This is a genomic window from Luteococcus sediminum (genome assembly GCF_054783495.1).
Genome location: NZ_BAAGQL010000001.1, coordinates 1 through 14,748 on the forward strand (window position 1 = coordinate 1; position 14,748 = coordinate 14,748).

12 protein-coding genes are annotated in these 14,748 nt (G+C 67.3%); 6 read left to right on the plus strand and 6 right to left on the minus strand.

All coding sequences use genetic code 11. The features are described 5' to 3' along the window. Window positions 1-392: 392 nt before the first annotated feature. The 3 genes from ACYVKA_RS00005 to gndA form a co-directional block, all read right to left on the minus strand. Window positions 393-1,700, minus strand: coding sequence for an ISL3 family transposase (locus tag ACYVKA_RS00005; RefSeq protein WP_460701930.1), 1,308 nt, complete (start codon window positions 1,698-1,700; stop codon window positions 393-395). Window positions 1,701-1,760: 60 nt separating this feature from the next. Continuing rightward, window positions 1,761-2,372, minus strand: coding sequence for a DUF262 domain-containing protein (locus ACYVKA_RS00010; protein WP_460701932.1), 612 nt, complete (start codon window positions 2,370-2,372; stop codon window positions 1,761-1,763). A 285-nt stretch (window positions 2,373-2,657) separates the two neighbouring features. Further along, window positions 2,658-4,133 carry an NADP-dependent phosphogluconate dehydrogenase gene (gndA, locus tag ACYVKA_RS00015; protein ID WP_460701934.1) on the minus strand — a complete coding sequence of 492 codons (1,476 nt, stop codon included), beginning with the start codon at window positions 4,131-4,133 and terminating at the stop codon, window positions 2,658-2,660. Between the two features lie 227 nt (window positions 4,134-4,360). On the opposite strand from gndA, the gene ACYVKA_RS00020 reads away from it, so the two are divergent. Continuing rightward, window positions 4,361-5,380: a LacI family DNA-binding transcriptional regulator gene (locus tag ACYVKA_RS00020; protein WP_460701936.1), complete on the plus strand. Its 1,020-nt coding sequence runs from the start codon at window positions 4,361-4,363 to the stop codon at window positions 5,378-5,380. Here ACYVKA_RS00020 and ACYVKA_RS00025 read toward each other — a convergent pair. Beyond that, window positions 5,364-6,653, minus strand: coding sequence for a lactate racemase domain-containing protein (locus tag ACYVKA_RS00025; protein WP_460701938.1), 1,290 nt, complete (start codon window positions 6,651-6,653; stop codon window positions 5,364-5,366). The genes ACYVKA_RS00020 and ACYVKA_RS00025 overlap by 17 nt on opposite strands. A 72-nt stretch (window positions 6,654-6,725) precedes the next feature. After that, window positions 6,726-7,316, minus strand: coding sequence for a GNAT family N-acetyltransferase (locus ACYVKA_RS00030; RefSeq protein WP_394275663.1), 591 nt, complete (start codon window positions 7,314-7,316; stop codon window positions 6,726-6,728). Window positions 7,317-7,482: 166 nt separating this feature from the next. Between ACYVKA_RS00030 and uxaC the strand changes: the two genes are divergently transcribed. From uxaC to ACYVKA_RS00050, 4 genes are all read left to right on the plus strand, one after another. Continuing rightward, complete coding sequence (gene uxaC / locus ACYVKA_RS00035; protein WP_460701940.1) at window positions 7,483-8,898, plus strand: glucuronate isomerase; 1,416 nt, start codon at window positions 7,483-7,485, stop codon at window positions 8,896-8,898. Then, the gene (locus tag ACYVKA_RS00040) at window positions 8,895-10,253 is read left to right on the plus strand and encodes a mannitol dehydrogenase family protein (protein ID WP_460701942.1); all 1,359 of its coding nucleotides are present in this window, start codon (window positions 8,895-8,897) and stop codon (window positions 10,251-10,253) included. Before uxaC ends, ACYVKA_RS00040 begins: the two co-directional genes overlap by 4 nt. A gap of 86 nt (window positions 10,254-10,339) precedes the next feature. Then, entirely contained in the window at window positions 10,340-11,431 is a 1,092-nt protein-coding gene (locus ACYVKA_RS00045) for a PfkB family carbohydrate kinase (RefSeq protein ID WP_460701944.1), read from the plus strand. Between the two features lie 305 nt (window positions 11,432-11,736). Beyond that, window positions 11,737-12,150, plus strand: coding sequence for a WGxxGxxG family protein (locus ACYVKA_RS00050; protein WP_460701946.1), 414 nt, complete (start codon window positions 11,737-11,739; stop codon window positions 12,148-12,150). 86 nt (window positions 12,151-12,236) lie between these two features. Here ACYVKA_RS00050 and ACYVKA_RS00055 read toward each other — a convergent pair whose 3' ends face one another. Then, window positions 12,237-13,607, minus strand: a complete 1,371-nt coding sequence (locus tag ACYVKA_RS00055; protein WP_460701948.1) for a dicarboxylate/amino acid:cation symporter — start codon at window positions 13,605-13,607, stop codon at window positions 12,237-12,239. A 263-nt stretch (window positions 13,608-13,870) separates the two neighbouring features. Between ACYVKA_RS00055 and ACYVKA_RS00060 the strand changes: the two genes are divergently transcribed. Next, a complete protein-coding gene (locus ACYVKA_RS00060; protein WP_460701950.1) occupies window positions 13,871-14,692 on the plus strand; it encodes a PhzF family phenazine biosynthesis protein in 822 nt (273 codons plus the stop codon). Window positions 14,693-14,748 lie beyond the last annotated feature (56 nt).

Consider the following 14,748-nt stretch of genomic DNA (forward strand, 5'->3'; position numbering starts at 1 on the left):
CGCCCGAGGGCAAGTCAACCGCGTCGATCACGTGGTAGTCGGGCAGGTTGAAGATCACGCTCGCAGCGTCACGCAGCAAGCACATAGGCTCGGTCACAGCTCGTGGTCCTTGTCCGGGAGGATGCTTCGCAACACCCATCCCAGCGCAAGGCCACGAGCCCTTGCATCAACGACCCACCACGCTCAACTACGAGTAGCCCAGTATGCTCCGTCCTGGACTTGAATTTCTTCGCATGAAATCTGTAAGTTCGCCTGAAAGGTCCCCAGAAAAAGTCCTCCATCTCTCTCGTAGAGTGAAGAATCGAAGGACGTATTCCACGTCCGTCATCTCCGAATATGCTGCGGACTGCTCGTTGTGAATCTTTAGGCGATCGCGTAGGAATGGAGGCTCTTCACAATCCAGGGTGTAGATCCGGTCTGAATCCGCCTGCTTCGAGCAGTGATCTGGCGATGTAGTGGGTGAGGTTGCGGAAGCCGAGGGCGGTGCCGCGGAGGTGTTCGAGGCGGCCGTTGATGGCTTCCGTGGGGCCGTTGCTGGAGCCTGGGTGGTCGAAGAACGCGAGGATGTCATCACGGCGCTTGGCCAGTGTCCTGCCGAGCTTGGCTACCTCGATCAGGCTGCTGGGGACTGCGGAGCCGAGAGCGTCGATGAGCCGTGCCATCGCCGTCTTGCCTTGGGCGCGGCTGGTGGTTCGGTAGGCGACGATCATGGCTTGGTAGACACCCCAGGTGGCTTCGACTTCGATGTGCTGGTCATCGGCGAACAGGGCATCGAGTCGGGTCTGCTGCTTGTCAGTGAGCAGGTTGGCGCCAGTGTGGAGCGTTCTCCTGGCTTGGTAGAGCGGGTGGTGTTTGCGGCCTCGGCTGCCGTGCAGTGAGATCTGGACGCGACGTCGGCAGGTATCGAGGGCGTCGCCCGCCAGCCGAATCACGTGGAACGGATCCATTACCGTCACCGCCGTGGGGACCTCTTCCGTGGCGGCGGTCTTGAAGCCGGTGAAACCGTCCATCGCCACGATCTTCACTCCGTCTCGCCAGGTCTGGGGTTGTTCCGCGAGCCAGGTCTTGAAGGCCTGCTTGGATCGGCCCTCGACCATCGCCAACAGTCTCGACGGCCCGGTGCCCGTGCTGACCGGGGTCAGGTCGATGACCACGGTGACGTACTTGTCCCCGCGTCGGGTATGACGCCACACGTGCTCATCAACACCGACGACCGTCACCTTGTCGAGTCGGCCGGGCTTGTCGATGAGGAGTCGTTGGCCTTCAGCCAGGACAGCATCATTGGCGGTGTTCCACGCGACTCCCAGTGCGGCCGCGATGCGGGTCATGGACAGGTGGTTGACCACCAGCGCTTCCAGCGCCCACCGCAACGCGCCGTTCGACAAGCAGGAGCGCGGCTGCGCCGCGCCGGTGATGTTCTGGCGCCACACGTGGCCGCATTCGGTGCAGTGGTAGCGGCGCAGGCGAACGTGGAGGGTGGTGGGGCGCCACCCGAACGGGACATGCGCAAGTTCACGGACGACGCTGTCACGTGGTGTTCCGTGGCAGCCGCAACGATGACACCAGTCATCCGGCTGGACCGGCCGGCAGGCTAGCACCGCCTTGGCAGGGGTGATGTGTTGCCCGGTCACGGCCAGGCCGAGGTCGTCGATGCGGCAGAACGTGGTCACGTCAGGCGCGGTGAAGGTAGCGTGGTCCATGTCGAGGTCTTCTGGATGGCGAGCGTGAGAAATTCCATCATCAGGGGACCTCGATCCCTGTCACCAGCCCCTCGGCGACCACCGGCCTACACCCTCATCTGTGAAGAGCCGGAATGGATGCTGTGAGAGCTCAAGGAGTAGGTCATTTAGTTCCCCAGCGAACGCGACATTCCTGAGTTCTTGATTATTCAGGGGCTGGCCGCCAGTGTTGAGGCGCATGAAGACTTCATGTTTCACCCACTCTTGACTTTGGCGCATGATGATGACGGTGCGAAGTGGTCGCATTTGAAGGGTAAGCTGAACGGAGTTTGGTAGATCGGAGAATCTGCAATCATTGAATTCTTCGAGAAATGTCAATCCAGAAAGAGGATAGCCATCATCTATGTAAGTTGCGATCGCTGTGAGGCGTTGCTTGCCATCGATGGCGAGGTACTTTCCTTGTCTGTCCTCCGCCAGATAGACTGGTGGAACAGGGGCATTGATCAGAAATGATTCAATTAGGCGGGATTTTCGGTCACGATCCCAACGATTGCGACGCTGGAATTTTGGGCTGAGGTCCAGTGATCCACCGTTCGCGAGGCTATGAATGTTCATGAGAGCGAGTTCGTTGGATTGAATGACGAGGCCATTTTCGCTAAGTAGCTCGTTGGGGTTGGGTACTAGTTGGGGCATGTTCTTCTCCTGGTGGAACAGGCAATCTCATGAGTTGAGGCGCCGCTCGACCTGACTGTAGCTCAACAGTGATGACGAGGTGCGGAGACTGACGTAATGGCTTCAGGGCAGATCAAGAGGTGGGGGGGTCCCCTGTGGGGAGACCAATCACGTGCGCTTGCTTAGCGGCTTATCGAAGTCCAGCGAATCCGTGGTGCTTGAGGTCGTATCTGCCTAAGGATTGGAAAGGCGCCCCCACCATTGCGGTGGGGGCGCCTTCGTCGTGCGGGGAGGGTGGACCGGGACTCAGTGGTTGCCGCCGTCGCCGGCGATCTCGTCGCGGTTGCCCGACCACAGCACGTGGTACATGCCGTCGCCGTCGATGCGCTTGTAGGTGTGCGCACCGAAGTAGTCGCGAAGGCCCTGGGTGAGCGCGGCATTCAGGCGCGGGGCGCGGGCCTGGTCGTAGTAGGCCAGGGCCGAGCTGAAGCCGGGCACCGGCACGCCGGCGGCGATCGCGGTGCCGATCACGCGACGCCAGGCATCCTGGGCGTCGGCCAGGCCGGCCTTGATCGAGGGGGCCTCGAGCAGGGTCACCAGGTTGTTGGCGGCGTACTCGTTGCTGATGCGGTCCAGCAGCTTGGCGCGGATGATGCAGCCGTCGCGCCAGATCTTGGCGACGGCGGCGACGTCGATGTCCCAGCCGTACTCCTGGGCAGCGACGCGGATCTCGTCGAGGCCCTGGGCGTAGGCGATCACCTTCGAGGCCCACAGCGCCTGGCGGATGTCCTCGGTGAAGGCCTTGACGTCGTCGACCGTGAGCGAGCCGTCGGGGCCCTGCAGTGCGGCCTGGGCGTGCTCGCGCAGCTCGGGGCTGGAGCTGATGGCGCGGGCGAAGACGGCTTCGCTGATGGCATTGACCGGCACGCCCAGCTTCAGGGCGGACTGCACGGTCCAGGTGCCGGTGCCCTTCATGCCGGCCTGGTCGACGATCATCTCGACCAGCGGCTTGCCGGTGCGCTTGTCGACGTGGCGCAGCACGTCGGAGGTGATCTCGATCAGGTAGGAGTCCAGGTCGCCGGTGTTCCACTCGGCGAAGACATCGGCCATCTGGGTGTGGTCGAGCCCGGCGGCCTTCATCAGCGTGTAGGCCTCGCCGATGAACTGCATGTCGGCGTATTCGATGCCGTTGTGCACCATCTTGACGAAGTGGCCCGCACCGTCGGTGCCGATGTAGGTGCAGCAGGGCTCGCCCTCGTACTGGGCCGAGATCTTCTCCAGGATCGGACCCATCGACTCGTAGGCCTCCTTGGTGCCGCCGGGCATCATCGACGGACCCTCCAGGGCACCGACCTCGCCACCGGAGATGCCGCAGCCCACGAAGTGCAGGCCGGCGGCGCGGACCTTCTCCTCGCGGCGGATGGTGTCCTCGTAGAAGGCATTGCCGCCATCGACGATGATGTCGCCGTCCTCCAGCAGCGGGATCAGCTGGTCGATGACGGCATCGGTGCCCTTTCCGGCCTGCACCATGATGACGATGCGGCGGGGGCGCTCCAGCGAGGCGACGAAGTCCTCGATCTTCTCCGAGGCGATGAAGGTGCCCTCGGTGCCGTGCTCGGCGATGACCTCCTCGGTCTTGGCATAGGTGCGGTTGTAAATGGCGACGCTGAAGCCCTTGTGCGCCATGTTGCGGGCCAGCGACGAGCCCATGACGGCCATGCCGATCACGCCGACGTCGGCCAGGGCCTTCGCGTCGGTGGCAGCAGTGGTGGTCTCGGTCATCGAATCTCCATTCGGTCGGGGCAGGGGCCGCGGCACGGCTGCGTACCGAAGCCTTACGGGGACCAGTCCATCATTGCGGTCAAGCCGCACCGAGCCATTGCCACATGTTGTCGCTTCCGCCGGCTCCCAGACGCGTGCTCCCAGAATCTTTGTGGCAAGGGAGTTCACCGTTCCATGCGGACTTGCACTCTGTTGCCACCCGGTGGGGCCGGGCCTAGGCTCAAGCCATGAGCGACGCCAGGCCCGAGGACAGCAAGCCCGCCACCATCTACCAGGTGGCGGAGGCGGCCGGCGTGAGCCCCTCGACGGTCTCGCGCGCCTTCTCGCGCCCCGGCCGGGTGAGCGACCAGACCGCCGCCCGGATCCACCAGATCGCCCAGGAGCTGGGCTACCGCACCGAGGCCGTCTTCCGGGCCGAGCGTCCCGCCCGTACCCGGATGATCGGGCTGGCGATCAGCGACATCACCAATCCCTTCTACTTCAACATCATCCGTGGCGCGGAGAAGGCGGCCACCGATGCCGGCTTCTCCATCGTCCTGGCCGATGCCCAGGAGTCGGCCGAGCTGGAGAAGACCTTGCTGGACCGCACCCTGCAGGTGGTCGACGGACTGGTGGTGGTCACCTCACGACTGTCCGACACGGCCCTGCGCGGGGTGAGCAAGAAGGTCCCGACCGTGGTGTTGAACCGCCAGGTGATGGGCCTGCCCTGCATTGGCACCGACAATGCCCGGGGGATGCGCCGCGCGCTGGAGCATCTGGGGGAGCTGGGGCATCGCCACATCGCCTACGTGGCCGGACCCGAGGCGGCCTGGGTGGACGGGATGCGGTGGCGAGCCTTCCGCGAGGCCTGCCAGGAGCTCCAGCTGGAGGACATCCGCTACGGCCCCGTCGTCCCGACGGTGAAGGGCGGACTGCAGGCAGCGTCCGAGATCGGATCGAGGGGCGAGACCGCGGTGGTCTGCTACAACGACCTGGTTGCCATCGGGGTGCTGCGTGGGCTGTCCATGCGCGGGATCGACGTGCCGGGCAGGATCTCGGTGATCGGCTTCGACAACACCTTCGCCTCCGACCTGGTCACGCCGACGATCACCACCGTCGCCTCGCCCCTGCGCCAGCTCGGCGAGCACGGCGTCAATGCCGTGCTCGCCATGATCAGGAAGCAGCGCCCGATGGGGCCCTCGATGGCGATGATGCCGATGGAGCTGGTGGTGCGGGAGTCGACCGCTCGGCTCAGCGCTGCGAGTTGAGCTTGAACAGGATCTCGCCGGCATTGGGGACCACCAGCGTGCCGGGCACCTTCGCCTCGGCCTCGAGGTCGATCGAGTCGGGGTCCAGGTAGCCCAGGTTCACCTGGCGGCAGACCTCCTCGGGGATTGCGGTGGCCAGCGTCACCGTGAGCCGGTTGGTCTCCACGCCGGTCTCAACATCGTAGGTGCCGGCGCCGCGCACGTGCGTCGAGTGGGCGAGCACGCCCTTGGGCACGTCGCTGAAGCGGTCCCACTGCTTGGTGAAGTACTCGATGCAGTGGTAGCCGATCTCGTGGATCTCGCGGTGCACCTCGGAGACCTCGGTGACGTGGGGGGCGTAGATGACCACTTCGCCGCCGTCGGCCATGGCGGGCTGGGCCTTGTAGCAGCCCTTGGCCGCGGTCCAGATGTCGTCATAGCGGGTCGGCATGCAGGCGATCACCTTCTGCAGGGGCTCGTCCAGCCAGGTGATGTGGCTGTCGGCGGCCACCTGGGCCATCGCGGCCCAGGCGTCCTCGCTGGTGCCGAAGGCGGCGGCCTCGAGCTCTCCCGAACCGGACTCGACCACCAGGCACAGGGCCAGCTTCTCGTTCTCGATCAGGTCGGTGCCGGCATTGATGATGCGTCGCATCGGGGTGATGCCCTGGGTGCCGATCACCTTCTCGACGCCGAGCAGCGCCCCGACCCAGTGGCTCAGGTCGATCGCGTCGTGGGTGGCGCAGCCGGGGATGAAGTACTTGTTGCCGCCCGAGATGCCGACCACCTCGTGCGGGAAGACCGGCCCGATCACGATGTTGTAGTCGGCCTCGACCACGTGGCGGTTGATCTCGACGTCGACCGCCACCTCCTGCGCGCCCTCGCTGAGCTCCTTGATGGTGGCCGCGTCCAGCGTGCCCACCTTGACGATCATCGACGGGTCCTGCCACTCGTGGTTGACCACGCGCAGGCCGGGGTAGGCCTCCTCGAGGCTGGCGGGCTGGCCCTCGCCGCCGACGCCGAACCAGGCATCGATCTCGTCGGACTCCATGTAGGAGTGGGTTCCCAGGGCGATGACGGCGGTCATCTCGGCGACGCGGCCCGCCAGCTGGGCGTGGACGTGGCGCAGCACCATCGGCAGCGGCATCGAACGGGTGCCGTCGGGGACCACCAGCACCACCTTCTTGCCGTCCAGAGGCAGCGGGGCGAGATTGCGCTCGACGAAGGCGGTGAAGTCGGCCTCAGCAATGTGCTGGTGGGCTCCGCCGATGGACTCGACAGGGATCTGGGTGGTCATGCGGCCAGTCAAGCGGCATGGCAGCCGGGCCTGCAAGCAGTTGCCCCGCCTTGCCCCGGGCCGGGGCCGGACTCAGCGACGGGCAGGGCAGAGCTCGGGTTCCGGCCCCAGTCGTGCCTCCAGCCCCGAACGCACCCGGGGCCACTCGTCACGCAGGATGCTGAAGTAGTCCACGTCGGCCACCGTCCCGTCGGCGGCGGGACGAAAATGGCGCAGGGTTCCCTCGAAGTGGGCCCCCAGGCGCTCGATCGCGCGGTGAGAGCGGGTGTTGCGGTGGTCGCAGCGCAGGGCGACGCGGCCCACGCCGAAGACCTCGAAGGCGTGCTCCAGCAGCAGCAGCTTCGCGGCGGGGTTCACCGCGGATCCCCAGACGTGGCGGGCGTAGATGGTGTTGCCGATCTCGACCTTGAGCCCGTCGACCAGGTCGTAGAAGCAGGTGCGCCCCACCAGTCCACCGTCGTGCTCCACGGCGAAGGCGAGGGTTGCCGGGGCGTCAACCAGGTCGCGGAGGTGGACCGCCATGGCGGCATCGGTCGCCGGCAGCGGCACGCCCATGCCGGCCCAGGACTGCTCGTCCACGATCGCCCGGAACCCAGTGGCGTCGGCGGGGGAGAGGGGACGCAGCGTGGTGCTGCCGTGCTGCAAGGCCAGGTGGTGCTCCATCCCTGCACAGTAACGGGGCCGCCGGACCGGACGCCGGTAGTCTCGGGGGCATGGTGGAGCCAACCCCGTCCCCCGCCCCGCGCCCGGCCAGCATCGGTGCGTGGCCAGACCTGCAACACGTGGCAACCGATGGAAAGTGTCACAGGCAGCGGGAAGCATGACGGCCATGGCACCGGCAATGACGCTCCACCCAGACCGACTCTTCCCCGCAGATCCCACGACGCGCGAGATCGCGCGTCGCCTCTACGACGAGGTCAAGGACCTGCCCATCATCTCGCCCCACGGCCACGTGCCCCCGGCCTGGATCGCCGACGACCTGCCCTTCGGCAACCCCACCGAGCTGCTCATCACGCCCGACCACTACGTGAACCGTCTGATGCACGCCAATGGCGTCGAGCTGTCCACCCTGGGCGTGCCCGTCGGCACCGAGATGAGCCAGGAGCAGTCGCGCGAGGCCTGGCGCACCTTCTGCTCACACTGGAGCGACTACAACGGCACCGCCATGCGCTACTGGATGCAGGACCAGCTGGTCGGCATCTTCGGCATCGACCAGCGTCCCACCGCCGAGACCGCCGACGCCATCTACGACACCATCGACGCGAAGCTGGCCACCCCCGAGATGCGCCCGCGCGCCCTGATGGACAGCTTCGACATCTCCTTCATCGCCACCACCGACGACCCCTGTGACGACCTGCACCACCACGAGAAGATCGCCGCCGACGAGGACTTCACCCGACGCGTGGTGCCGACCTTCCGTCCCGACAAGTACCTCGAACCGAGCCACAAGGACTGGAACGAGCTGGTCGACCAGCTCGGCGAGGCCGCGGGCCTGCAAATCACCAGCCACGCCGACTACACGGCCGCCATGGAGCAGCGCCGGGCCTTCTTCAAGGACCACGGTGCGGTCTCCACCGACCACTCCCACGCAGACCTGGGCACCGTGGAGCCCGACCCGGTCGAGGCGGCCAAGCTCTTCGACCTGGCGCGACGCAAGGAGGCCAGCCAGGAGCAGTGCACCCAGCTGCGTCGCCACCTGCTCACCGACCAGGTGCGGATGGCCACCGAGGACGGGCTGACCATGACCCTGCACCCGGCCGTCGCCCGCGGGCACGACCATGCCGCTACCGAGAAGTACGGCGCCGATGTCGGCAATGACATCCCCGTGCGCCTCGAGGTGACCCGGGCACTGGAGCCGGTGCTCAATGCCTACGGCAACCACCCCAACCTGAACCTGGTGCTGTTCACCCTGGACGAGGACAACTTCAGCCGCGAGATCGCGCCGCTGGCCGGCTGGTACCGCAGCCTCTACATCGGGGTGCCGTGGTGGTTCATCGACGCCCCGGAGTCGATCATGCGCTTCAAGCAGGCCACCACCGAGATGGCCGGTTTCAGCCGCCTCTCGGGGATGATCGACGACACCCGCGCCTTCTGCTCGATCCCCGCCCGCCACGACATGTCGCGCCGTCTCGACTGCGCCCACCTGGCAGGACTGGTGGCCACCCACCGCCTCGACGAGGACGAGGCAGCCGCCACCGCCGTCGCACTCGTCTCCGACAACCCGAAGAAGGTGTTCAAGCTGTGACCACGTTGACCCGAGCCGAGCATGGTCGTCCCGTGGCCCCGGTGCGCATCGTCCACCTGGGAATCGGCAACTTCACCCGGGCCCACCAGGCCTGGTACACCGAGCACGCCCACGACGCCGACCAGTGGGGCATCGCCGCCTTCACCGGCCGCTCCCCGCACATCGCCGAGACCCTGCGCCCCTCCGAGGGGCTCTACCAGCTGTGCGTCGCCGATCCCGAGGGTGACCGGGTGGAGGTGATCAGCTGCCTGTCGGCCGTGCACGCCGCCGACGAGCTCGAGGCGTGGCGCGGCTACTTCGCCGACCCGCAGCTGGCGATCGTCACCTCGACCATCACCGAGGCGGGATACCTGCGCAATTCTGCCGGTGACCTCGACCTGGCCGACCAGCAGCTGGCCGCCGACCTGGCCGCCCTGCGCACCGATCGGAAGGCCGAGGTCAGCACGGCCCCGGCCAAGTTCGTCGCGGGCCTGCTGGCGCGCCGCGAGGCCGGCGCGGGGCCGATCACCTTCTGCCCCTGCGACAACATCCCCGAGAACGGGCCCATGGTGAAGCACATCGTGCGCCAGGCCGCAGCGGAGGTGGACGAGACGCTCGCGGAATGGGTCGACGAGAACGTCGGTGTCGTCACCACCATGGTGGACCGGATCACGCCGCGCACCACCGACGAGGACCGCGCGCGGGTCGCCGACCAGACCGGCATCGAGGACCCCGCCCTGGTGATCACCGAACCCTTCTCCGAGTGGGTGCTGGCCGGTGACTTCGTCGCCGGACGCCCCGCCTGGGAGGACAGGGGCGCGCGCTTCGTCGACGACGTCGTCCCGCACGAGGCCCGCAAGCTCACCCTGCTCAACGGCTCGCACTCGCTGCTGGCCTATGCCGGCTCGATCCGCGGCCACGAGACGGTCTTCGACGCGATCAGCGACGAGGTGGTGCTCGGCTGGGTCAACGAGTTCTGGGACGACGCCGTCAAGCACCTCACCCTGCCCGAGCAGGAGCTCGCCGACTACCGCGAGGCCCTGCTGGCCCGCTACCGCAACCCGCGCATCAAGCACCTGCTGGCCCAGATCGCGGCCGACGGTTCGCAGAAGGTGCTGATCCGTCACGCCCCGACCATCAAGGCCGCCCTGGTCCAGGACGAGGTTGCCGAGGGCGCCACCCGCGCCGTCGCAGCCTGGGTGCTGCACCTGCGCGGCCACGGAGCCCCGGTCAACGACACCCGAGCCGACGAGGTCACCGCCCTGGTGGGTGGCGACGAGCAGGATGCGGCCCAGCGGGTCCTCGACTACCTCGACATCGATGACGAGCGCATCACCGAGGCCGTCGTGCGCCAGATGGGCGAACTGCAGGCCTGAGGCACAAGCCCCTCACACGACCGGCGATGGTGCCCCACTCACGGGTCCGGCACCATCGCCACCAACACGAACGAACTGGAGAACACATGTTGAAGCTTCGCGAGGACGCCCAGTGGTCGATGGTGGTTCCCACCAGCATCGGGATCCGCATCACCCCCGAGAACCGTCAGAGCGTCCACGTGAGCGACCGCTACCTCATGCAGGCCACCTCGGCCGAGGCGAATGTCGCCGCGATCTCCTCCTACCTGGGCGAGCCCGCCAAGGTGCTCACCGCCTTCGTGGAGGGCTCCCCGATCAGCGCCCTGATCAAGTCGCAGCTGCGCGCCCGCGGCATGGCCTATGAGGGCCCCGAGGTTCCCCAGGGTGACGCGTGGGGTTTTCGTCACCAGTTCAACATCGCCGACTCCGGCTTCGGTGGCCGCGCGCCGCGGGTGTGGAATGACCGCGCCGGCGAGGTCGGCCGTGAGCTGAGCATCGAGGACTTCGACCTCGACCGCATCTTCGGCACCGAGGGCGTCAAGATCCTGCACATGTCCGGTCTGGTGGCCAGCCTGTCGCCCAAGACCAGCGCCTTCTGTGTCGAACTGGCCAAGAAGGCCAAGGAGCACGGCACCCTGGTGAGCATGGACATGAACTACCGCGCCTCCTTCTGGAAGGGCCGCGAACAGGAGCTGTCCGCCGCCTTCCACGCCATCGCCGAGCAGTGCGATGTCCTGTACGGCAACGAGGAGGACTTCCAGCTCTGCCTGGGCATCGAGGGCCCCGAGGCCGGCGGTGACGAGATCAACGGCCAGATCGACGGCTTCAAGCAGATGATCGGCCGAATCAAGAAGGCCTACCCGCAGGCCTCGATGATCGGGACCTCGCTGCGTGAGGTGGTCAGCGCCAACCACCACAAGTGGGGGATGGTGCTGTGGAGCGACGCCCAGGACGCGGCCGGTGAGTTCAGCGTCCAGGAGCTGCGTGACATCGACGTCCTGGACCGTATCGGGGGCGGTGACGGCTCGGTCGGCGGCGTCCTCTACGGCGTGCTGCAGGGCTGGGGCGTGGAGAAGTGCGCCCAGTTCGGCTGGGCCACCGGTGCCATGGCCGCCACCAGCCTGACCGACAATGCGGCCCCCGCCGACGAGGCCCAGGTGTGGTCCATCTTCGAGGGCAATGCCCGCGTCCAGCGGTGAATTACTGCCTGTAGTTGACCAGGGCCAGTGCCCCGCGGGATCCAGATCCTGCGGGGCACTGCCGTGTGGTCAGGGCTTTTGTCGCTATGGTTCCCGAAATCACCAGTTATCCACCCCCCGGGGTGGAAAATCTGGTGAAAAGCGGCGTGTTATTTCGCTGTCGGTGGATCGGCTCGCCCTGGGGCTGGTCGGATGTCCAGCGTCTAACGGGTCGGAAGGGCCGGAACCGTTGCAAGGGGCCGGGCCCGACCAGTCAGGCCTCGGAGCAGACCGAAGCCACAGTGCAGTCAACCTCAGGAGACATCATGCGCAAGACCCTCGCAGCCGCCGCCCTCGGAGGCGCCCTGGTGCTCGGCGCACCCCAGATCGCCAATGCCGAGACCGCCACGCCGGAGCCCACCGCCACGGCCACCGAGCACACCACCACGACCGTCGAGCACAAGGATCGCACCGGACTGTGGGGCCTGCTGGGCCTGGCCGGTCTGGCTGGCCTTGCCGGCCTGAAGAAGAAGCCCGAGCAGCACGTCGTGCGCGAGCGCCGCACCGAGCCCGTGCGCACCACCCCGGTGCACACCGAGCGCCACGATGCCACCCACACGAGCGCCCCCGAGGGTGCGCACCTGCGCAAGGACACCACGCACACCACCAACACCACCCCGGACACCACCAACACCACCCCGGGCACCCACCTGGACAACGACACCCGTCGCGGCCTCTGAGCCAGCGCGGGCAGTCGCCACACGAAGCGGCCCTCCAGACCTGGTCTGGAGGGCCGCTTCGTGTGCACTACCTGGGGCGGGGTGGATCAGCCCACGGGCTGCAGTTCCTGTCCGGCCGGCAGGTCCGAGCGGCGCTGCAGGCGACCGTCGTAGATGTCCTGGTCGAGCACGCCCTCGCGCTTGGCGACGATCGTCATCACCGCGGCCTGGCCGGCCACATTGGTGGCGGTCCGGGCCATGTCGAGGATCGGGTCGATGGCCAGCAGCAGGCCGACGCCCTCCAGCGGCAGGCCCAGCGTGGACAGGGTCAGTGTGAGCATCACGATCGCGCCGGTCAGGCCCGCCGTGGCGGCAGAGCCGACCACCGAGACGAAGGCGATCAGCAGGTAGTCGCCGATCCCCAGCGGGATGTCGAAGAGCTGCGCGACGGTGATCGCCGCCAGCGCCGGGTAGATCGAGGCGCAGCCGTCCATCTTGGTGGTGGCGCCGATCGGGGCGGCGAAGGAGGCGTAGTCACGCGGCACGCCCAGGTTGTCGACCACATTGGCTTGGGTGACCGGCAGCGTGCCCACCGAGGAGCGGGAGACGAAGGCCAGCTGGATGGCCTGGCCGGCGCCCTTGAAGAAGCGCAGCGGGCTCAGGCCGTGCACCTTGAGCAGGATCGGGTACATCACGAAGACCACCAGGGCGCAGCCCAGGTAGATGTCCAGGGTGAAGATGCCCAGCGGCTGCACCAGGTCCCAGCCGTAGCTGGCCACGGCCTTGCCGATCAGGCCAGCCGAGCCGATGGGGGAGAGCAGGATCAGCCACCAGGTGAGCTTCTGGAAGATCTCCAGCCCGGCGCGCGAGAAGTTGACGAAGGGGGCGGCGGTCTCCTCGCCGATGGCCAGTGCTGCAGCGCCCAGGGCGATGCCGATGACCACGATTTGCAGCACATTGAAGCTGAGCTTGCTCTCGACGGTGGCGCTGGTGCCCTCACCGGAGAGCTCGGAGCTCACCTGCAGGCCCAGGATGTTGTTGGGCACCAGCGACTTGAGGAAGTCCAGCCAGCTGCCCTGGGTTCCGACGGCCTGTGCCTCGGCGGTGGAGATGGTGGCGTGGGCTCCCGGATCGGTCAGCAGGCCGATCACCAGGGCGATGCCGACGCTCAGGGCGGCGGTGATGCCGAACCAGACCAGGGTGGTGGCGGCCAGCTTGGCGGCATTGTTCACCTGGCGCAGGTTGCTGATGCTCACCACCAGGGCGAACAGCACCAGCGGGACGACGACCACCTTCAGCAGGCTCACGAAGATGGAGCCGACGGTGGTCAGCAGTTCGGTGAGCCAGGCCAGCTCAAAGGTCCGGGCGAGGTAGCCCAGGATGATGCCGACGGCCAGGCCGACGAAGACCTTGGCCCAGAAGGGGATGGAACGACGCTCAGAGCGCTGCGGACTGGACGTGACGGGGGTGGAGGGCAAGACGGGACCTTTCGGGACGAGACGTGGACGGGACCTGGGCGTCCCGACACCCCGTGGTCTTGCGTCGCCCCTGGTCGATGGTCCGGCGCTCCCAGAACCGGCGGGCGGTGCCTGCTGCCATGGGTGCGCCTCCTTCATCGGCACTGGGCGCCGTGATGCGCTCCAAGTGACCACAACGACCTCCGGGAGGCATTCTATTCCCGCGCCTTCGACATGGATGCGGGAGCTTGCCTTCCGCTGGTCGCGTGGCATAGGAGAAGACCATGGAGCACAACTACCTCGAGCTGGACGTCTTCAGCACCGGAGCCTTCACCGGCAACCCGCTGGCGGTGATCGGCGAGGCGGACGGCCTGACGGACGAGCAGATGGCGGGCATCGCCCACTGGACCAACCTGTCGGAGACCACCTTCCTGCTGGAACCCACCCGCGCCGAGGCCGACTACCGGGTGCGGATCTTCACCCCGAACACCGAGTTGCCCTTCGCGGGCCATCCCACGCTCGGCACCGCCGGGGCCTGGCTGGAGCTCGGGGGACAGCCGCGCCGAGCGGGCGTCGTGGTGCAGGAGTGCAGCGCAGGGCTGGTGGAGGTGCGCGTCGACGGCGACGAGCTTGCCTTCGCCTCGCCGCCCTGCACCCGCACCGGTGAACTGGAGCCCGAGGTGCTGGCCCGCACCCTGGAGGGTCTGGGGCTGGCCGAGGACGAGGTGGTGGCCCACGGCTGGGGCGTCAACGGGCCCCTCTGGCAGCTGCTGCAGCTGCGCGGTGCCGACGCGGTGCGTGCCGTGCGCCGGGGCCCCTTGCCCGAGGGTGCCCACGTGGGGCTGGTGGGGCTGGAGCGCCAGCCGGCCGGCCACCTGGTGGAGATCCGGGGCCTCACCGACCTGATCGAGGACCCGGTGACCGGGTCACTCAATGGTGCGATGGCGCAGTGGCTGAGGGCCCGGCAGGTGGTTCCGGAACGCTATGTGGCCAGCCAGGGAGGACAGGTGCGACGGGCCGGACGGGTCAGCATCGTCGACGACGGCACCCACATCTGGGTGGGTGGTGGGGCCGATGTGCGGGTGAGGGGACGGCTGACCACCTGAGCCGATCCAAGACCGTCAGGAAGCAGTGGCCCGGTGCGCTTGCGGCAGACCGCCGC

Coding starts and splice junctions, on each gene's coding strand:
- ACYVKA_RS00005 (WP_460701930.1), bottom strand. CDS start 1,700: ATGGACCACGCTACCTTCACCGCGCCTGACGTGACCACGTTCTGCCGC.
- ACYVKA_RS00010 (WP_460701932.1), bottom strand. CDS start 2,372: ATGCCCCAACTAGTACCCAACCCCAACGAGCTACTTAGCGAAAATGGC.
- gndA (WP_460701934.1), bottom strand. CDS start 4,133: ATGACCGAGACCACCACTGCTGCCACCGACGCGAAGGCCCTGGCCGAC.
- ACYVKA_RS00020 (WP_460701936.1), top strand. CDS start 4,361: ATGAGCGACGCCAGGCCCGAGGACAGCAAGCCCGCCACCATCTACCAG.
- ACYVKA_RS00025 (WP_460701938.1), bottom strand. CDS start 6,653: ATGACCACCCAGATCCCTGTCGAGTCCATCGGCGGAGCCCACCAGCAC.
- ACYVKA_RS00030 (WP_394275663.1), bottom strand. CDS start 7,316: ATGGAGCACCACCTGGCCTTGCAGCACGGCAGCACCACGCTGCGTCCC.
- uxaC (WP_460701940.1), top strand. CDS start 7,483: ATGGCACCGGCAATGACGCTCCACCCAGACCGACTCTTCCCCGCAGAT.
- ACYVKA_RS00045 (WP_460701944.1), top strand. CDS start 10,340: ATGTTGAAGCTTCGCGAGGACGCCCAGTGGTCGATGGTGGTTCCCACC.
- ACYVKA_RS00050 (WP_460701946.1), top strand. CDS start 11,737: ATGCGCAAGACCCTCGCAGCCGCCGCCCTCGGAGGCGCCCTGGTGCTC.
- ACYVKA_RS00060 (WP_460701950.1), top strand. CDS start 13,871: ATGGAGCACAACTACCTCGAGCTGGACGTCTTCAGCACCGGAGCCTTC.